The 18,989-nt window shown below is 39.3% G+C and carries 22 protein-coding genes and 1 pseudogene; 17 read left to right on the forward strand and 6 right to left on the reverse strand.

Annotation, left to right across the window (positions count from 1 at the left end; translation table 11 throughout):
* Genes IC572_RS03915 through ribE form a run of 3 tightly spaced genes read right to left on the reverse strand, consistent with a single transcriptional unit; the run spans position 1 to position 1,899 of the window.
* Positions 1-984, reverse strand: a complete 984-nt coding sequence (locus IC572_RS03915) for a methionine ABC transporter ATP-binding protein (protein ID WP_187855141.1) — start codon at positions 982-984, stop codon at positions 1-3.
* Positions 985-1,005: 21 nt separating this feature from the next.
* Positions 1,006-1,278: a FlhB-like flagellar biosynthesis protein gene (locus IC572_RS03920; protein ID WP_001044054.1), complete on the reverse strand. Its 273-nt coding sequence runs from the start codon at positions 1,276-1,278 to the stop codon at positions 1,006-1,008.
* Positions 1,279-1,899, reverse strand: coding sequence for a riboflavin synthase (gene ribE / locus IC572_RS03925; RefSeq protein WP_000491033.1), 621 nt, complete (start codon positions 1,897-1,899; stop codon positions 1,279-1,281). It abuts the gene before it with no gap.
* 74 nt (positions 1,900-1,973) lie between these two features.
* On the opposite strand from ribE, the gene IC572_RS03930 reads away from it, so the two are divergent.
* The 9 genes from IC572_RS03930 (at position 1,974) to mrdA (ending at position 9,329) form a co-directional block, all read left to right on the forward strand.
* Positions 1,974-2,738 carry a TatD family hydrolase gene (locus tag IC572_RS03930; protein ID WP_187855142.1) on the forward strand — a complete coding sequence of 255 codons (765 nt, stop codon included), beginning with the start codon at positions 1,974-1,976 and terminating at the stop codon, positions 2,736-2,738.
* 87 nt (positions 2,739-2,825) lie between these two features.
* Positions 2,826-3,944 (forward strand): lytic transglycosylase domain-containing protein, encoded by a 1,119-nt coding sequence (locus IC572_RS03935; RefSeq protein ID WP_187855143.1) that lies wholly within the window; start codon positions 2,826-2,828, stop codon positions 3,942-3,944.
* The gene (locus tag IC572_RS03940) at positions 3,944-4,888 is read left to right on the forward strand and encodes a septal ring lytic transglycosylase RlpA family protein (protein ID WP_033740516.1); all 945 of its coding nucleotides are present in this window, start codon (positions 3,944-3,946) and stop codon (positions 4,886-4,888) included. The genes IC572_RS03935 and IC572_RS03940 overlap by 1 nt, the downstream gene beginning before the upstream one ends.
* Positions 4,885-5,379, forward strand: a complete 495-nt coding sequence (locus tag IC572_RS03945; RefSeq protein ID WP_187855144.1) for a KdsC family phosphatase — start codon at positions 4,885-4,887, stop codon at positions 5,377-5,379. Before IC572_RS03940 ends, IC572_RS03945 begins: the two co-directional genes overlap by 4 nt.
* Positions 5,354-5,947, forward strand: coding sequence for a hypothetical protein (locus IC572_RS03950; RefSeq protein ID WP_187855145.1), 594 nt, complete (start codon positions 5,354-5,356; stop codon positions 5,945-5,947). The genes IC572_RS03945 and IC572_RS03950 overlap by 26 nt, the downstream gene beginning before the upstream one ends.
* On the forward strand, positions 5,947-6,504 hold the full coding sequence (lptA, locus tag IC572_RS03955; protein WP_187855146.1) for a lipopolysaccharide transport periplasmic protein LptA: 558 nt from the start codon (positions 5,947-5,949) through the stop codon (positions 6,502-6,504). Before IC572_RS03950 ends, lptA begins: the two co-directional genes overlap by 1 nt.
* Positions 6,501-7,127: a ribosome biogenesis GTP-binding protein YihA/YsxC gene (yihA, locus tag IC572_RS03960; protein ID WP_165522768.1), complete on the forward strand. Its 627-nt coding sequence runs from the start codon at positions 6,501-6,503 to the stop codon at positions 7,125-7,127. The genes lptA and yihA overlap by 4 nt, the downstream gene beginning before the upstream one ends.
* Positions 7,128-7,138: 11 nt before the next feature.
* Positions 7,139-7,582, forward strand: a complete 444-nt coding sequence (locus tag IC572_RS03965) for a hypothetical protein (RefSeq protein WP_040157131.1) — start codon at positions 7,139-7,141, stop codon at positions 7,580-7,582.
* A complete protein-coding gene (mrdA, locus tag IC572_RS03970; RefSeq protein WP_187855147.1) occupies positions 7,563-9,329 on the forward strand; it encodes a penicillin-binding protein 2 in 1,767 nt (588 codons plus the stop codon). Before IC572_RS03965 ends, mrdA begins: the two co-directional genes overlap by 20 nt.
* 487 nt (positions 9,330-9,816) lie before the next feature.
* Here the strand turns inward: mrdA and IC572_RS03975 are convergent, their stop codons facing one another.
* Positions 9,817-10,632 (reverse strand): MetQ/NlpA family ABC transporter substrate-binding protein, encoded by an 816-nt coding sequence (locus tag IC572_RS03975; RefSeq protein ID WP_039082362.1) that lies wholly within the window; start codon positions 10,630-10,632, stop codon positions 9,817-9,819.
* 145 nt (positions 10,633-10,777) lie between these two features.
* Positions 10,778-11,374 carry a peroxiredoxin gene (locus tag IC572_RS03980; RefSeq protein ID WP_001921498.1) on the reverse strand — a complete coding sequence of 199 codons (597 nt, stop codon included), beginning with the start codon at positions 11,372-11,374 and terminating at the stop codon, positions 10,778-10,780.
* Between the two features lie 239 nt (positions 11,375-11,613).
* Between IC572_RS03980 and IC572_RS03985 the strand changes: the two genes are divergently transcribed.
* Complete coding sequence (locus IC572_RS03985; protein ID WP_187855148.1) at positions 11,614-12,615, forward strand: ABC transporter substrate-binding protein; 1,002 nt, start codon at positions 11,614-11,616, stop codon at positions 12,613-12,615.
* 198 nt (positions 12,616-12,813) lie between these two features.
* The gene (locus IC572_RS03990) at positions 12,814-13,821 is read left to right on the forward strand and encodes an ABC transporter substrate-binding protein (RefSeq protein WP_187855149.1); all 1,008 of its coding nucleotides are present in this window, start codon (positions 12,814-12,816) and stop codon (positions 13,819-13,821) included.
* A gap of 24 nt (positions 13,822-13,845) precedes the next feature.
* On the opposite strand, the gene IC572_RS03995 is transcribed toward IC572_RS03990, so the two are convergent.
* Positions 13,846-15,012: an FtsW/RodA/SpoVE family cell cycle protein gene (locus IC572_RS03995; RefSeq protein ID WP_187855150.1), complete on the reverse strand. Its 1,167-nt coding sequence runs from the start codon at positions 15,010-15,012 to the stop codon at positions 13,846-13,848.
* Between the two features lie 204 nt (positions 15,013-15,216).
* On the opposite strand from IC572_RS03995, the gene flgB reads away from it, so the two are divergent.
* The 6 genes and pseudogenes from flgB to IC572_RS08060 form a co-directional block, all read left to right on the forward strand.
* The gene (gene flgB / locus IC572_RS04000) at positions 15,217-15,639 is read left to right on the forward strand and encodes a flagellar basal body rod protein FlgB (RefSeq protein WP_000347749.1); all 423 of its coding nucleotides are present in this window, start codon (positions 15,217-15,219) and stop codon (positions 15,637-15,639) included.
* 12 nt (positions 15,640-15,651) lie between these two features.
* Complete coding sequence (flgC, locus tag IC572_RS04005) at positions 15,652-16,137, forward strand: flagellar basal body rod protein FlgC (RefSeq protein WP_033777127.1); 486 nt, start codon at positions 15,652-15,654, stop codon at positions 16,135-16,137.
* Between the two features lie 127 nt (positions 16,138-16,264).
* Positions 16,265-16,594, forward strand: a complete 330-nt coding sequence (gene fliE / locus IC572_RS04010; RefSeq protein ID WP_001147918.1) for a flagellar hook-basal body complex protein FliE — start codon at positions 16,265-16,267, stop codon at positions 16,592-16,594.
* 23 nt (positions 16,595-16,617) lie between these two features.
* Positions 16,618-16,743, forward strand: coding sequence for a transcriptional regulator (locus IC572_RS04015; protein WP_121045883.1), 126 nt, complete (start codon positions 16,618-16,620; stop codon positions 16,741-16,743).
* 6 nt (positions 16,744-16,749) lie between these two features.
* Positions 16,750-18,597 carry a peptidoglycan D,D-transpeptidase FtsI family protein gene (locus tag IC572_RS04020; RefSeq protein WP_187855151.1) on the forward strand — a complete coding sequence of 616 codons (1,848 nt, stop codon included), beginning with the start codon at positions 16,750-16,752 and terminating at the stop codon, positions 18,595-18,597.
* 324 nt (positions 18,598-18,921) lie between these two features.
* Positions 18,922-18,987: pseudogene (locus tag IC572_RS08060) on the forward strand (AAA family ATPase); the annotation flags it as partial.
* Positions 18,988-18,989 lie beyond the last annotated feature (2 nt).

The following is an 18,989-nucleotide window of genomic DNA, read 5'->3' on the forward strand; positions in this document are numbered from 1 at the left end:
TTAATCCTTTAATTTTTCCACTTGTAAGCCTAAAGCGTTTAAATACTCTAAAGCCCTTTGAGTCTCTGCAACACTGCCTAAAAACCGCACCACTAAATACCCTATATCTTTAGTCGTAAGCTCTTCAATATTGCCTGAAATGATACTCACATCTATTTTAAAACGCCTGATCAAATTAGAAATGATCGGTTCGTCTAAATGCTCCCCTAAAAACACAATGCGATAAACGTCTTGCGATTTTTGATCCCCATGCTCGTTTTTGATGCCAAGCAATTCTTTAGTAACGGCATGTTTAGGGTTAGCAAAAATTTCTTCTACTGAGCCTCTTTCTACGATTTCGCCGCTGCTGATCACACACATTTGATTGCACAATTCTTTAACCACTTCAATCTGGTGTGTGATGAAAACGACGCTCAAATTGAGCTTTTTTTGAATGCCGCTTAAAAGCGTTAAAATAGAATGCGTGGTTTTAGAATCCAGCGCGGATGTGGCTTCATCGCAAAGCAACAAATCAGGGCAATTCGCTAAACTCCTAGCGATCGCCACTCGTTGTTTTTGCCCACCGCTGAGCTGTTTAGGATAAAAATGCATTTTATCTTCTAGCCCCACTAATTCCAACAATTCATGCACTCTTGATTTGATCTTATTTTTTTCCCATCGGGCGATTTCTAAAGCGAAAGCGACATTTTCAAACACGTTTTTAGCGCTCAATAAATTGAAATGCTGGAAAATCATGCCTATTTTTTGGCGCGCTTTTTGCAATTCTTTAGGCTTTAAGTTTAATAGATTGACCCCATTGACTAAAACTTCGCCAGAACTAGGACGCTCTAAACAATTGATTAGGCGAATGAGCGTGGATTTCCCCGCCCCTGAATAGCCTATCACGCCTAAAATATCGCCTTTTTTTAATTCCAAATTCACGCCTTTTAGAGCATGGAATCCGTTTTCATAAATCTTTTCAATGTTTTTTAATTCTACTACCATCGTTTTAACTTTACATCCCGATCACTTGGACATTTGCGCGTTATTTTCCACGCTATTGAGCCATAAAAACACTTGCACCACGCTTTCATACAATTCTTCAGGTATCGTGCAGTCTAATTCCACCTTTAAAAGCGAATCCACCAGCATGGGGTTAGAAAAGAGCGCTATATCGTATTCCTTAGCTTTTTGAATGATCCTTTTAGCCACTTCGCCCACCCCGCTTGCGATCACTTTTGGGGCATGATCTTGCCCCATGTTATAGGCTAGAGCGGCGGCTTTTATGGTTTTATTCATCTAATACCCTAAAGTCAAAGAATCAGCGTCATTCCAAGAGAAATTTTTTTCAAACCCTTTTGTTTTTTTCAAAATAGACGCAACGCTACGAACCAACATGTCCGTTTCAATATTCACGCGCCGTTTGAGTTTATAAGTCTTAAAAAGGGTGTTTTCTAAAGTGTAAGGGATAATCGTTAGCCAAAACCCCTTTTCTTCTACTTTGCTTAAAGTCAAACTCACCCCATCAATGGCGATAGAACCTTGCTCAACGCACAATAAAAGCGTTTCTTCAGAAGCGCTGATGAAAAAATCCACTTGATTAGCGTTGTGAATGATTTTTTCAATGACCCCGATAGCGTCAATATGCCCTTGCACAAAATGCCCATCCAAACTCGCATCGGCTTTTAAGGCTGGCTCAATATGGACTAAATCCTTGTAATTTTCTAACGCTACGCTGTTTTGGGTTTTCTGGCTCAATTCCACGCTAAAATGCGTTTTTGAACTTTCTATGGCGGTCAAACACGCCCCATTAATTGCAATGCTGTCGCCAAGCTTGGGATTGAGATCGCTCTCTATGCTTAAAATATTGTTGTGGAAACTTTTCACTTTAGCTATTTGATGGATTAGACCGCTGAACATCGTTAATGATTATTTTCCTTATGTTAGAATGCTTAAGTATTGTAACATATTAAATAAAACCATAGGATAGAAGCATGTTTATTGATACGCATTGCCATTTGGATCACAAGGACTATGAAAACGATTTAGAAGAAGTGTTAAAAGAAAGCCTGGAAAAAGGCGTTACTCAATGCGTGATTCCGGGCGCGGACATGAAAGATTTGAATAGAGCGGTAGAGATTAGCGAAAAATTTGAAGGCGTGTTTTTTGCCATAGGCGCTCACCCTTATGATGTGGAGAGCTTTGATGAAAGCCTGTTTGAAAAATTTGTCAGCCATCAAAAATGCGTGGCGATAGGCGAATGCGGACTGGATTACTACCGCTTGCCTGAATTAAATGAGAGAGAGAGTTATAAAAGCAAGCAAAAAGAAATCTTTAAAAGACAGATTGAATTTTCTATCCAACACAACAAGCCCTTGATTATCCATATTAGAGAGGCGAGTTTTGATAGTTTGAATCTTTTAAAAAGCTATCCTAAGGCTTTTGGGGTGTTGCATTGCTTTAACGCTGATAACATGCTTTTAGAATTGAGCGATCGTTTTTATTATGGAATAGGAGGGGTTAGCACTTTTAAAAACGCTAAAAGACTGGTAGAGATCCTCCCTAAAATCCCTAAAAACAGGCTTCTTTTAGAAACGGATTCGCCTTATTTGACCCCACACCCTTTTAGAGGTACTAGGAATAGCCCTACTTATATCCCTTTAATCGCTCAAAAAATTGCCGAAATCATCCACATAGAGACTGAAGAGCTCGCTTCTTTAAGCACGCATAACGCTCAAACGCTCTTTAGTTTCCCCTAAAATTAGGGCTTGTTAGAAAGCGTTATTCAAGTTTAGTTATAATCAAGGCTATTTTAAAAGCTGAATAGCTGTAGTTATTAGGATGCGATGTCAAAAAGAATGAAGTGTTTTAGTCAAAAATGGTTGGTTTTTTTTGTTACCCTTTTATTGGCTTCTTTAGGCCATGCGAAAATGGCTTTTGAATCTAATATTGACACCAAAGCGCTAGAGGCTTTTGGGGTTAATGCGGGCTTTTTATCCCAAATGCCAAACGCTTTAAAGAAAATGAATAAAGAAGAGGAATGGAAAAAGTTAGTCAAAAGATTTGATGTGAATTACCAGTTCATCCCCATCATTAAAAACATGCTCATAGAAGCGAGCGTGCCGCAGGAATTTTTGTTTTTAGCCATGGCCGAGTCTAAATTTTCATCAAGGGCTTATAGCAGGAAAAAAGCGGTAGGGATTTGGCAATTCATGCCAAGCACGGCTAAAGAATTAGGGCTTAAGGTCAATCATTACATTGACGAAAGAAGAGATCCTATTAAAAGCACTCAAGCGGCGATCACTTATTTGAAACGGCTCTACAAGCAAACCGGAGAGTGGTATTTGGTCGCTATGGCGTATAATTACGGCTTACGCAAGGTTCAAAACGCTATTAAAGCCGCCGGCACTTCGGACATTAAGATTTTGTTGGATGAAGATAAAAAATACCTCCCTAAAGAGACACGAGAGTATATCCGCTCCATTCTAAGCCTGGCGTTAAAATTCAACAGCCTAGACAACCTCAAAGATAAAGAATACTTGCTCAATCGTGGGGCGAGGGTGAGTTTGGTGGGCGTCCCGTTTAAAAGGCACACTTCATTAGTCCAAGTGGCCAAAAATTTGAATTTGAGTTTAGAAACCTTAAAATCCTACAACCACCAATTCCGCTATAACATTCTGCCCTCTAAAGACCCCACCTACACCATTTATATCCCTTATGAAAAACTCGCCCTTTTCAAACAACGCCAACTCAAACAAAATAAAAACGCTCAAGCTAATCCTAAAAGCCCTTTTATCACCCATGTGGTCTTGCCTAAAGAAACCCTATCTTCTATCGCTAAACGCTATCAAGTCAGTATTTCCAGTATCCAATTAGCCAATAATCTCAAAGATTCTAATATTTTTATCCACCAACGCTTGATCATCCCCACCAATAAGAAATTGATCGCTACAAGGGAATTTTAATGGGTTTGGCGTTAAAAAAAGTTTGTTTTTTAGGCGTTATTTTGTTGATTAGCGCTTGTGCGGTTAAAAAAGAGGGAATAAAGAATTTGTCTTATAAGCATGAAAGCTTGCGCGCTTATGAAAACGCTAAAGACTATGATCCGACAACCAAAAAAGCCACCTATAAGCGCAATTTTTTTGAACGCCATTTCAAACACCACTCCGATTCGCAAGATAGCAATACAAAACAACCCCTAGATAACGGCATGCGCGATTCTAGCGCGATCCAAAGGGCCACCATGCGCCCTTATCAAGTGGGGGGCAAGTGGTATTACCCCACTAAAGTGGATTTAGGCGAAAAATTTGATGGCGTTGCGAGCTGGTATGGCCCCAATTTCCATGCCAAAAAAACCAGTAATGGGGAAATTTATAACATGTATGCCCACACCGCTGCGCACAAGACTTTACCCATGAACACCGTGGTGAAAGTCATCAATGTTGATAATAACTTAAGCACCATTGTGCGCATTAATGATAGAGGGCCTTTTGTGAGCGATCGCATCATTGATTTGTCTAATGCGGCCGCTAGGGATATTGACATGGTTAAAAAAGGCACGGCCAGCGTGCGTCTTATTGTTTTGGGCTTTGGTGGGGTTATCTCCACGCAATACGAACAATCCTTTAACGCCAGCTCTTCAAAGATCTTACACAAGGAATTTAAAGTCGGCGAGAGCGAAAAAAGCGTGAGCGGAGGGAAATTTTCTTTACAAATGGGGGCTTTTAGAAACCAAATAGGCGCTCAAACTTTAGCGGATAAATTGCAAGCAGAGAATAAGAATTACAGCGTCAAGGTTGCTTTTAAAGACGATTTGTATAAAGTTTTAGTTCAAGGGTTTCAAAGCGAAGAAGAGGCTAGGGATTTTATGAAAAAATATAACCAGAATGCGGTTTTAACGAGAGAATGATTAAGTTATTGCTTTTAGATGTGGATGGCACGCTCACAGACGGATCGTTGTATTTTGATGAAAATTTTCACGAAATCAAGGCTTTTAATGTCAAAGACGGGCTTGGCATGGTGCTATGGCAAAAATTAGGCAAAAAAATCGCTATCATTACAGGAAGAACTTCAATCATGGTGAAAAAACGCATGGAGAGTTTGGGCGTTCAGTTTGTTTTTATGGGCGTTGAAAATAAAAACGCCGTTATAGAGCGGCTTAAAAAAGACTTGCAATTGAGCGCGCAAGAAATCGCATGCGTGGGCGATGATTATAACGATTTAGGCATGTTTAAGGCATGCGCTTGGAGTTTCGCTCCTTTTGATGCGCACCCCTTGCTTAAAAGCAAGGCCTATAAAGTGTTGCAAAATTCAGGGGGCAAGGGGGCCGTTAGGGAAGCGATTGATTATCTTTTAACATTAGAAGGCTTGCAAGATGAAGCGCTCAAGCTTTATCTCTAATAGCGTTTTAAACTTTTTTGTGGTTTTGTCTTTCATCACGATAGGGCTAGTCTTTTTCTTTTTGCGTTCCCAACCCACTAGCGTGGTCTCTAAAGAAAATATCCCTAAAATTGAATTAGAAAATTTTAAAGCGTTTCAAATCAACGATAAAATCCTTGATCTTTCCATAGAGGGTAAAAAAGCTTTACAATACGATGATTACGAAATCTTTTTTGATTCCAAAATCAAACGCTATGATGAAGACACCATTGAAAGCGTTGAATCCCCTAAAGCCAAGCGGCAGCAGGATTTGTATTTCTTCCCTAATGGGGTTACTTATAAAAGAAGCGATGATTCTAGTTTTTGGAGCGAAACAGGGATTTACAACCATAAAGAGCAAAATTTTAAAGGCAAGGGCCGTTTCATCCTCACTTCAAAAGACAGCAAGATTGAGGGGCTTGACATTTCTTATTCGCATGCTTTAGCCATTATTGAAGCTCAAAGCATTCAAGCTAATTTATTCTTAGATGAAATCAAACAAAGCCAGAAAGAAAAGAAAAAATTCCCCACTTTCAAAGGAGGGTTTTAATGCGTTGGTGGTGTTTTTTGGTGTGTTGTTTTGGTATTTTAAGCGTGATGAGCGCTCAAAAAACAGACAATAAAGGTTTGAAAAAAGAAAGAGAACTTTTAGAGATTACTGGCAATAAATTTGTAGCGAACGACAAAACCAAAACCGCCGTTATTCAAGGCAATGTGCAGATCAAAAAAGGTAAAGACCGGTTGTTTGCGGATAAGGTTAGCGTGTTTTTAAACGATAAACGAAAGCCTGAACGCTATGAAGCCACAGGGAACACGCATTTTAATATCTTTACAGAAGATAATCGTGAAATCAGCGGGAGCGCTGACAAGCTCATTTATAACGCACTGAATGGGGAATACAAATTATTGCAAAATGCGGTGGTTAGAGAAGTGGGGAAATCTAATGTCATCACCGGCGATGAAATCATTTTAAACAAAGCTAAGGGTTATGCTGATGTGTTGGGGAGCGCGAAACGGCCCGCTAAATTCGTGTTTGATATGGAAGACATTAATGAAGAAAATCGTAAGGCGAAACAAAAAAAGAAGGACGCTAAGGAAAAACCATGATCGCTATTAAAGACGCTCATTTTCTCACTTCTTCAAGCCAACTTTTTCAATGCCCTGCGAGCTTGACTTCTGAGATGGTCATTTTAGGGCGCAGCAATGTAGGCAAAAGCTCGTTTATTAATACCTTGTTAGGAAAAAATCTCGCCAAAAGCTCAGCGACGCCGGGAAAAACCCGTTTAGCGAATTTTTTTTCCACCACTTGGGAAGATAAAGAAAACGCCTTAACGACCACTTTTAATGTGATTGATTTGCCCGGGTTTGGCTACGCTAAAGTTTCTAAAAGCCTGAAAAAAGAATGGGAGGGGTTTTTATGGGAATTGTTGAGCGTTAGGGTTTCTATCAAACTTTTTATCCATTTAGTGGATGCGCGCCATTTGGATTTAGAAATTGATAAAAACGCTAAAGAAAACATTCAAGCCCTTTTAAGGCCTGATCAAGCCTACCTTACTCTTTTTACGAAATTTGACAAGTTGAATAAAAACGAGCAACACCGCCTTTTTTTAAACGCTCCTAAACCTTTTTTAATCAATACCACCCATTTTAACGCTCTTTCTTCAAAATACCCAACCCTTGAAATAGTGCGTCAAACCCTTTTGAAATACTTGATCACTAACCCTTCATAAGCCACAAAACCATGCTCTCTTTAAAACAAGATTCCTTTTTTTTCTTATGTTTAGGGATCTTGGGTTTTTATTTTTATAGCCTTTTGAGAGACTTAATGCCTTTTTTACCCCCCATGATTGGGTTTTTATTCTTGTTTTATGCGAAAAAATACGATCATTTTTTACCCAGTTTGAGCGTGTTTGGCTGTTTGTTTTGGTTTGAAAGCATGCATTTAAAGACTTTAGGCGTTTTAGCTTTATTGTTTTTAATCTACCATCAAATCGTTTATAAAAACTCTTTAAAGCTTTTTAATGACGGCTTTTTATTCAAAACTTTGCATGTTTTTTTGGTTTATTATCTCTATTTATCGCGCTTTTTTTCGGTGTCTTTGGATTTGAAGATGATCGGCTTTCTCGCTCTTTTTGCTTTAATAGAGAGCGCTTTGTGGGGTTTGTATGAAAAATCTTCGCTATAAGCTTTTGCTCTTTGTTTTTATAGGGTTTTGGGGGTTATTGGTTTTAAATTTATTTATTTTAAGCGTTAAAAATCAAGAATACTATGAAAAATTGGCCGAACGAAACATGACCAAAAAAGAATTTCTAGTCCCTACAAGGGGCGATATTACAGACAGAAACCATGAATTTTTAGCCACTAACGAATTGGTGTTTGGCGTGTTTTTGCCCAGTAGACTGAAACAAAAAGAACTTTTGGAAAAAATTGAAATCATCCAAAAGTTTTTCCCTAACTTTTCCAAAGAAACGCTTTTAAACAATTACCAAAAAGAAAATTCGCTCTATAACCACAACCTCATTAAAGTGGTGGGATTCATTCCTTATGCCGCCATGCAACCTCTTTATGCCAAACTCATCCAAACTCAAGGCATTTTTGTGCGCCCTTTAGACAAGCGCTACTACCCTAATAACGCTTTAGCTTCGCATGTTTTAGGCTATGTGGGGGTGGCAAGCTTGCAAGATTTGAAAGACGATGAAGAGAATCAATACAGCCAGATTGTGGGCAAAACCGGCATTGAAAAAGAATACAACAAGCTTTTACAAGGCAAGGTGGGCTATAAAATCATGCGTGTCAATGCACTCAATCAGGAATTAGCCACTTTAGAAGTAGTGCCGCCAAGCACCAATAACCACTTGCAATTGAGTTTAGACAAACGCTTGCAAAAAGAAGCGGACAAGCTCTTTGAAAATAAAAGGGGGGCTATTTTAGTGATGAACGCAGAAAATGGGGAATTGCTCGTTGCAGGAAGTTACCCTGAATACAATTTGAACGATTTTGTAGGCGGGATCAGTCAAGACAAATGGCAAAAACTTCAAGATGATATTTATAACCCCTTATTAAACCGCTTCGCTAACGCCTTGTATCCGCCGGGATCTGTGGTTAAAATGGGCGTGGGCTTGAGCTTTTTAGAAAACCTTCATATCACAGAAAACACCACCATACCCACCCCCCCTTTTATTGAAGTGGGTAAGCGCAAATTCAGGGACTGGAAAAAAACAGGGCATGGCAATTCCAATTTGTATAAAGCGATTAGGGAGTCGGTGGACGTGTATTTTTATAAGTTTGGGCTTGAAATCTCTATAGAAAAACTCTCTAAAACTTTAAGGGAAGTGGGCTTTGGGGAAAAAACGGGCGTTGATTTGCCGAATGAATTTGTGGGGATTGTGCCGGATAATTTGTGGAAACTCAAACGCTTCAATCAAGATTGGCGCGTTGGGGACACGCTCATTACCGCTATTGGGCAAGGCTCTTTTTTAGCCACGCCCTTACAAGTGCTAGCCTATACGGGACTCATTGCGACAGGCAAACTGGCAACGCCTCATTTTGCTATCCATAACAAACAACCGCTCAAAGACCCCCTAAATAGTTTTCAAAAAAAGAAGCTCCAAGCCTTGCGCGTGGGCATGTATGAAGTGTGCAACCATAAAGACGGCACCGCTTATCATTCCACAAGAGGTTCTAAGGTTACCTTAGCGTGTAAAACCGGCACTGCGCAAGTCGTGGAAATCGCTCAAAACATCGTCAACCGCATGAAAGAAAAGGATATGGAATATTTCCATCGATCCCATGCGTGGATTACCGCATTCTTGCCTTATGAAAAACCCAAATACGCTATCACTATTTTAGTAGAACATGGGGAAGGGGGGTCAAAACTAGGGGGCCTGTTAGTGAAGATGAGTAATAAACTCTATGAGCTTGGCTATCTTTAATAAAATTTTAAATCTTTTCAAAAACGCAACCTTCTAAACGCTAAAGACCATCAGCCAACCTGTTTCCAACTCATTCCACCGCTCTATAACTCATTCTAATGGGTGGTTTAAAACTGGTCTTTATTAAAAACATTCTAAAAGCGTAACTTTAATGAGATTTAGGCTTGCTGTATGTTTGGCTTTGTTTTAATCGCATATTGACAGCTGAAGTCTTGTTTAATGTTTTTAAAAAATGGGGTTTTAGTTGTTTTGCTTCATCGTTTTAGATTTTATCATTATTTTCTTAAAGGATAAGGGGGGTTATTTTGCGCCATTTCCCCCTTTAAGAAATAACGCTTTTAAGAAATTGCTACTTGATTAGTGCAAGCTCTTTTCGTTTTATTTTAAAAATACTTTTAGCGTTTTTAATGCTCAATAAGAAAAGAACTTTTGATTAGCACCTATAAAGCACCCCATTCATCTTAAAGATGGATTTTACCCAAATGGCTTAAAAAGCCGGGATAATCGCCCCTTTATAGGTATCCAAAATAAATTTCCTGGTCTTTTCACTCTGCAAAGCTTCAATCAGCGCTTTTATGGCTTCATCTTGCGCGTTATCCTCACGAGCGGCTATTAGATTGGCATAAGGCGAGTCCTTGTCTTCTGAAAATAAAGCCCCAGTGAGTTTTGCTTGCAAGGCATAATTCCCTGTTACAATAGCCCCATCCACATCCCCTAAAACCTTAGGCAATAGCGCGGCTTCTAAAGGCTTGATTTTGATGTTGTAAGGATTTTTGACAATATCAAACTCCGTAGCGTATAGATTGCTTGGGTCTTTGAGAGCGATAAGGCCTTGCTTATGCAGTAAAATCAACGCCCTGCCTTGATTGGCCGGATCATTTGGTACAGCAATCACTGAGCCTTTTTTAAGGTTTTTAATGTCTGTGATTTTTTGAGAATAAAATCTTAAAGGCTCCACATGGATATTGGCCAAACCAACAAGGTGCATTTTTCTGTCCAAATTAAACCGATCCAAATAAGGGCGGTGCTGGAAGTAATTCGCGTCTAAAGAGCCGTCATTGAGCGCTAAATTAGGCAACACATAATCGGTAAAAGACACGATCACTAATTTGATCCCTTTCTCTTTCAAATCGTCCACGACTGATTGCAAGATTTGCGCATGCGGCACAGGGTTAGCGCCCACTTTAAGCTCACGAGTGATTTTGTGGTCTTCTTTTTTTTCTTTGTGGTGTTTGGCGTCCAAAAGGTTAAACAAACCTAGAGCAATTATTCCCACACTAATAACACGCTTGAATGCATTCATAAAAACCCCTTTATTAACAAAATTAATTCAAAAATGATAAAAAGATAAAACGATACAAAAATTTTAGAAACTGGCAAAGAATAAAAAGAAAAGGATTCAACCAAGAAAAACGAAGTTTCTCTTGATCAAACAGCGAATTGAACCATCAAAGCTTAATGGAATTTTCTTTAAGATATTCTGCAACGCCTTGGTGAGTTGCTTTCATACCTTTATCGCCTTTTCTCCAGCCTGCTGGGCATACTTCACCATGTTCTTCAAAGTGCAAGAGAGCGTCTACCATGCGAAGCATTTCATCTGCATTCCTACCTAATGGCAAGTCATTGATCACTGCGTGTCTTACTTTCATGTTTTTGTCAATCAAAAAAGCTCCTCTCAAAGCGATCGCTTCTTCAAACAGCACATCATAGTCTCTAGAAATGCTCTTAGTAATATCAGCCACCATAGGGAAAGTTACTTGACCAATACCGCCTTTTTCTACAGGGGTGTTTTTCCATGCAAAATGCACTTGTTCGCTGTCAATAGACACGCCAATCACATTAAAGCCTTTTTCTTGGAAGTCTTTCACTCTTTTGTCAAACGCAATGATTTCTGTAGGGCATACAAAAGTAAAATCTTTTGGCCAAAAGAAAAGAACCGCACCGCTCTTACCTAAATTTTTAGAAAGCTCAAAGTGTTCATCAACCTCATTGTTTCCTAAAACGGCAGGCGCTTTAAAATCGGGGGCAAGTTTTGTAACTAACATATACAACTCCTTAAGTGTTTTAAAATTTTGTTGGATCAAAATTAAACCTGAATAGATTTAATTTTATTATGCTTTCCACTCAATCAGCGGAAACATGGTGGAGTATATTCTTAAAAAGTTAATGAAAAGATATTTCCTTTTAAATTTTAAGATTTTGTGAAAAAAAGTTTCATTTTTACTGCTTGTATTTCCTTGAATAGTGTTATAATCGCTTCATAAATCATACGAAAGGAATTGTTATGCTAATCGCTCGCTTTAAAAAAGCTTTAATCTCTTGTTCTTTAGGGATTCTTCTTGTTTCATCGTTATTAGGCGTGGCTAACGCTTCTAATCAAGAAATCCAAGTCAAGGATTATTTCGGGGAGCAAACTATAAAGCTTCCTGTTTCTAAAATAATCTACTTGGGTAGCTTTGCAGAAGTGCCTGCCATGTTCAATACTTGGGATAGGGTCGTGGGCATTTCGGATTACGCTTTTAAATCTGATATTGTTAAAGCCACTCTCAAAGATCCTAAACGCATTAAACCCATGAGCAGTGATCATGTGGCGGCGTTGAATGTGGAGCTTTTAAAAAAACTTAGCCCTGATCTTGTGGTAACCTTTGTGGGTAACCCTAAAGCGGTAGAGCATGCGAAAAAATTTGGGATATCATTTCTTTCTTTCCAAGAAAAAACCATTGCAGAAGTCATGGAAGATATTGACGCTCAAGCTACGGTCTTAGAAATTGACGCTTCTAAAAAACTCGCCAAAATGCAAGAAACTTTGGATTTTATTGCCGAGCGTTTGAAAGGTGTCAAAAAGAAAAAAGGGGTGGAGCTTTTCCACAAAGCCAACAAGATCAGTGGCCATCAAGCCCTCGATTCAGATATTTTAGAAAAAGGGGGCATAGACAATTTTGGCTTGAAATACGTTAAGTTTGGGCGCGCTGACATTAGCGTGGAAAAAATCGTTAAAGAAAACCCTGAGATTATCTTTATTTGGTGGATAAGCCCGCTTAGCCCTGAAGACGTGTTAAACAACCCCAAATTTGCTACTATTAAAGCCATTAAAAACAAGCAAGTTTATAAGCTCCCCACAATGGATATAGGCGGTCCTAGAGCCCCACTCATTAGCCTTTTTATCGCTCTAAAAGCCCACCCTGAAGCGTTTAAGGGTGTGGATATTAATGCGATGGTTAAAGACTACTATAAAGTGGTTTTTGATTTGAATGATGCAGAAATTGAACCCTTTTTATGGCATTAATTTTTAAAAAAGGATAAGCTTTTTAGCCCTTCGTGTATCGTGCTAGGCTTAGAACAAGCCTTGTAGCTAAAATTTTCTTCCCTAATTTTTATCTTATCTTTAACTTTTAAGATTTTATGAAAAATAGTTTCATTTTTACTATTGTTATTTTCTTAGTAATGTTATAATCGCTTTATAAATCATACAAAAAGGATCGTTATGTTAGTTACTCGCTTTAAAAAAGCTTTCATTTCTTATTCTTTAGGTGCACTTGTCGCTTCATTATTATTGAATGTGTGCAACGCTTCAGCGCAAGAAGTCAAAGTCAAGGATTATTTTGGGGAGCAAACGATAAAGCTTCCTGTTTCTAAAATAGCCTATATAGGGAGCTATGTAGAAGTGCCTGCCATGCTTAATGTTTGGAATAGGGTTGTAGGCGTTTCGGATTACGCTTTTAAAGACGACATTGTCAAAGCCACTCTCAAAGGCGAAGATCTTAAACGCGTCAAACACATGAGCACTGATCATACAGTCGCTCTAAATGTAGAGCTTTTAAAAAAACTTAGCCCCGATCTTGTGGTAACCTTTGTGGGCAACCCTAAAGCGGTAGAGCATGCGAAAAAATTTGGTATATCATTCCTTTCTTTTCAAGAGACAACGATTGCAGAGGCCATGCAGGCCATGCAAGCTCAAGCTACGGTCTTAGAAATTGACGCTTCTAAAAAATTCGCCAAAATGCAAGAAACTTTGGATTTTATTGCTGAGCGTTTGAAAAATGTTAAAAAGAAAAAAGGGGTGGAGCTTTTCCATAAAGCCAATAAAATCAGCGGCCATCAAGCCATTAGCTCAGATATTTTAGAAAAAGGGGGTATAGACAATTTTGGCTTGAAATACGTTAAGTTTGGGCGCGCTGACATTAGCGTGGAAAAAATCGTTAAAGAAAACCCTGAGATTATCTTTATTTGGTGGGTAAGCCCGCTTAGCCCTGAAGATGTGTTAAACAACCCCAAATTTGCTACTATTAAAGCCATTAAAAACAAGCAAGTTTATAAACTCCCCACAATGGATATTGGCGGGCCAAGAGCCCCGCTCATTAGTCTTTTTATCGCCTTAAAAGCCCACCCTGAAGCGTTTAAAGGCGTGGATATTAATGCGATAGTCAAAGACTATTATAAGGTGGTTTTTGATTTGAATGATGCAGAGATTGAACCCTTTTTATGGCACTGATTTTTAAAAAAAGGGCGATATTTTTTAGCCTTTGGTGTATCGTGCTAGGCTTAGAACAAGCCCTATAGCGATACAATTCGCTAGAAGCGAACTCCCTCCATAGCTCAAAAACGGCACCGCTAGACCTTTAACCGGAAGAATCCCGCCCACCCCAAAGGCGTTGATCACCAAAGAAAACCCTATTAGTAGCACCACGCCCACGCAAAATAGCGAATATTTTGGCTCTTTCAAGCGGTTAGCGATCCTAAAAATCAAAACAATCAAAACAGAAAACAAAATAAAACAAACGCATAACCCCAAAAACCCCCATTCTTCGGCGATCCCAGCTAAGACCATGTCCGTATGCACTTCGCTCAAAAACCCAAGCTTGATTTGCCCTAGCCCAAGCCCTTGCCCAAACAACCCCCCATTATGCATGGCATTGCCCGCATGAAAGACTTGATAGGATTCGGGCAAGTCGCTTATTCTAAGAGCGTTCGCTAATCTATCCGGCAAGAGCGTGAAAAGCGAATTTTGCAAATTAGACCACCACAATTTCAGGCGCAAAATCCTATGAGCGCTTGTAACAATCGCTAAAACGCTGATCGCAAACGCCCCTGAAACAATCAAGCCAAACAAATGCGCGCTCCCCCCAGAAAAAACCAACAACACCGCTAAAACCGCTCCCAAAAGAACGATCTGCCCCAAATCGTTTTGCAAAACCCCTACCCCAATCGCTAAGGCTACAAACACCACCGAATAAGGCACAAAAGTGATGAGTTCTTCTTTGACATTAGCCTTTTCTTTTGCCACAAAGGTGCGAGACAAACTCCACGCAAGAAAAAAGGTGAAACCAATCTTTAAAAACTCCAAAGGCGCTAGAGAGAAAAACCCAAAACGGATCCAGCGCTTCGCCCCCCCAGCGCTACTGGAAAGGCTTTCTGGCAAAAAAAACATGCCAATAATGAGTAGTGATGGGACAAAAAGGAGAAAAAACCCCAAACGGCTAAACCACTTGCTAGGATCAACCCTAGACAACCCCCACATGATAACAATCCCTATGATCGCGCTTGAAAGCTGGCGTATGAAAAAATGGAATTCCCCATAATGATACAGCACCACTGTGGTGTAAGTTGAGAGCGAATAGCTCATCAATACCCCCAAAAAAATCAATAGCGAAGTGCAAAAAAACAGGTTTCTGTCTGTAATCATTAGGATTTCCTTATTTTGGTTTTTGAATAGGCGTTATTTTAAGGTATTTTAGGGGTATTTTACACTATAATGGCTCTGAATTGGCTTATCGCTCAAGCTTAAGCATGCTTTGAAATTGATCGCATTCTTTAAGTGAAAAAGCGAGCCGGTTTTGGAATGCTTTTTGCATGTTATGAATTTGCAAGGGTTTAAAAAGGGGTTTTAATGGATTTTTCTAAAGCGTTTGGATTGGTTTATAAAGCGTTGGATTATAGGGCTTTAAGGCAGGATATGATCGCTTCTAACATCGCTAATGTGGATACCCCCTTTTACAGGCCAAAGGATTTGGATTTTGAAAGCGTTTTAGCGGAGAAAAAAGCAGAAATTTTTGAAAACCAATCCAGTAAAGTTTTGCCTTTAGCCCACACTAACCCTAGGCATTTAGACTTTGAAAATAGCGCTAAAGAGGGGGCAAGCCTTTTTTTTAGAGATGGGCATTTGGCTAAAAATGATGGCAACAGCGTGGATTTAGACATAGAAACGAGTGAAATGGGCAAGAACTCTACCATGTATTTAGCCTTGAGTTCAGCCTTAAAAAAGTATCGAGGCGTGATCAATTACGCCATTGATTCCAGTAAGAATTTATAGTTAAGGGAAAGCATGTTTTTATCTTCTTTTGATATTAGCGGTTATGGTTTGTCCGCCCAACGCTTAAGGGCTAATTTGATTTCTTCTAATATCGCTAACGCTAACACCACGCGCACGAGCGAAGGAGGTCCTTATAGGAGGCAAGAAGCGGTGTTTAAGGCTTTTGATTTCAATGAGATTTTAAACCAAAAAATCGCCCAAAACAATCAAATTACCCCCTATGAAGACCCCCTAGATGAAGGCGATGACAACCCCTTAATCCCTATCACAAGCGTGGTGGTGGATAAGATTGTGCGCGATGATAACGAGCCTTTGATGAAATACGATCCCAGCCACCCTGACGCTAACGCTCAAGGCTATGTGGCTTACCCCAATGTGAATGCGGTGGTTGAAATGGCGGACTTAGTGGAAGCGACTAGAGCTTATCAAGCCAATGTTGCAGCCTTTCAAAGCGCTAAAAACATGGCGCAAAATGCGATTGGCATGTTACAAACATGAACGATTTTCAACAATTTATGGTAGTATAAGAAAATTTAGGTAGTATTAGCCAAAGATCAGTAGAATACAGAAATGAATAAAATATTTAATAGAGTTAAATTTTTAAAAAAGAGCTTAAGGAGGTTCTATGCAAGCCATACACAATGACAAAAGCTTATTGAGTCCTTTCTCTGAGCTTAACACGGACAACAGGACTAAAAGAGAAGAATCAGGTAGCACCTTTAAAGAACAAAAAGGTGGGGAGTTTTCCAAACTCTTAAAACAATCTATCAATGAGCTTAACAACACTCAAGAGCAATCTGATAAAGCCTTAGCCGACATGGCGACAGGGCAAATCAAGGACTTGCACCAAGCAGCTATCGCCATAGGGAAGGCTGAAACGAGCATGAAACTCATGCTTGAAGTGCGTAACAAAGCGATCAGCGCTTATAAAGAGCTTTTGAGAACGCAGATCTAGTCTCTTAAGTGGCGTCTCTTTAAATGATCGCTTGGTCTTTTTTAAAGAGAGGGTTTGTTTTTGTTACGCCCCATTTTAACAGATTTTACCATCAAAAATTCATGCTCTCATGCGTTGTGAAAATCCAACGCCACGCCATTTTCAAGTAAGCGCTTATGGATAATAAGAATATTGATCCTTACTTCAACCCAGAGCAATTTTTAGAAACCAAAAAATACAAGGGTTCTGTTACGGCTTTAATCTTTTTATTGCTTTTTTTTATTTTTTTAATGGTGGCTTTTAAAAAAGCTTTTTTTGCGCAAGCCAACATGCCTAATCTAGTGATGAGCAAACAAGACACTGCGACTAGAGGGACTATCTATAGTCAAGACAACTACAGCCTGGCCACTTCGCAAACCCTTTTCAAACTGGGCTTTGACACGAGGTTTTTAAACCCGGATAAAGAAGATTTTTTCATTGATTTCCTTTCTATTTATAGCAATACCCCTAAAGAGTCCCTAAAAGACGCGCTCAATACGAAAGGCTACACGATTTTAGCTTACAATCTCACGCCCAATATGGCCGCTAATATTAGAGACTTGAATAAGAAATTTTTAGCTTTTGGGGTTTTTCAAAATTTCAAAGACGCGCACGATAAAGTGTGGCAAAAGCAAGGGCTAAACATTGAAGTGAGCGGCGTTTCCAGGCATTACCCTTATCAAAATAGCCTAGAGCCTATCATTGGCTATGTGCAAAAACAAGAAGAAGACAAGCTCACTTTAACTACCGGTAAGAAAGGCGTTGAAAAATCTCAAGATCACTTGCTTAAAGCCCAGCAAAATGGCATAAGAACAGGCAAAAGAGATGTGAGTTTTAACTTTATCCAAAACCACTCTTACACAGAGATTGAAAGGCTTGATGGCTATGAGGTGTATTTGAGCATTCCTTTAAAACTCCAAAAAGAAATTGAAACCCTATTAGATAAAACCAAAGACAAACTCAAGGCTAAAGAAATCCTAGTGGGCATTATCAACCCTAAAAGCGGGGAAATCTTATCGCTGGCTTCAAGCAAGCGCTTCAATCCTAACGCCATTAAAACTAGCGATTATGAAAGCTTGAATTTGAGCGTTGCTGAAAAGGTTTTTGAGCCAGGCAGCACGATCAAACCCATTGTTTATTCACTGCTGTTAGACAAGAATCTAATCAACCCTAAAGAACGCATTGATTTAAACCATGGCTATTACCAATTAGGAAAATACACCATTAAAGACGACTTTATCCCCAGTAAAAAAGCCGTTGTGGAAGACATTTTGATCCAATCTAGCAATGTGGGCATGATAAAAATCAGTAAAAACTTAAACCCAGAGGATTTCTATAACGGGCTTTTAGGCTATGGATTTTCTCAAAAAACCGGCATTGATTTATCCTTAGAAGCCACAGGAAAGATCCCTCCTTTGTCCGCTTTCAAGCGTGAAGTGTTAAAGGGGAGCGTCTCTTATGGCTATGGGTTGAACGCGACTTTTTTGCAGCTTTTAAGGGCTTATGCGGTGTTTTCTAATGAAGGCAAATTGACTACCCCCTATTTAGTGCAACGAGAAACCGCCCCTAATGGCGATATTTACATCCCTAGCCCCAAACCCACCTTTCAAGTCATCAACCCAAAAAGCGCTAGGAAAATGAAAGAAACCTTAATCAAAGTGGTGCGTTATGGCACAGGCAAAAACGCTCAATTTGAAGGGCTATACATAGGGGGCAAAACAGGCACGGCTAGGGTTGCCAAAAACGGGAGTTATAGCGCAGAGTCCTACAACAGCTCTTTTTTTGGGTTCGCTGAAGATGAAAGGCAGGTTTTTACTATCGGCGTGGTTATCTTAGGCTCGCACGGCAAGGAAGAATATTACGCTAGCAAGATTGCAGCCCCTATTTTTAAAGAAATCACCGAAATTTTAGTGCGTTACAATTATCTATCGCCCTCTATTGCGATTCAAAACATGCTGGAGAAAAACCGCTTTAAGATAAAATAAAAGGCTCTTTTCAACCCAAACCCCAAAAAGGAGTCTTAAGTTGCCGGCTCTGTGGCATTAAGGCCAAATTTAGAGGACAGATTAGAAAAAATCTGTTTAAGTTAGGTTGAACCCAATTAAATAAAATGAGATTTGCATGATCCCTAGAAAGACAATCAAAACTAACCCTTAAATCAAAAAGAATGCGGATTAGCTTGCTATTATAATTTAAACGCAAGGTTTACAACAGGTGAGCGTTCAAAATTTAATCAAAATAATGTAAAATTAGAGCGAATATAAAAAATTGGCAGTATCAACTTAGGCTCATTAAAAGGCGAAATTCAAATGATTAAAAGCATAGAGATTGAAAATTACAAAAATTTCAAACACCTTAAAATGGAAAATTTTAAATA

The sequence above is a fragment of the Helicobacter pylori genome (assembly GCF_014496485.1).
Lineage (GTDB): Bacteria > Campylobacterota > Campylobacteria > Campylobacterales > Helicobacteraceae > Helicobacter > Helicobacter pylori_DD.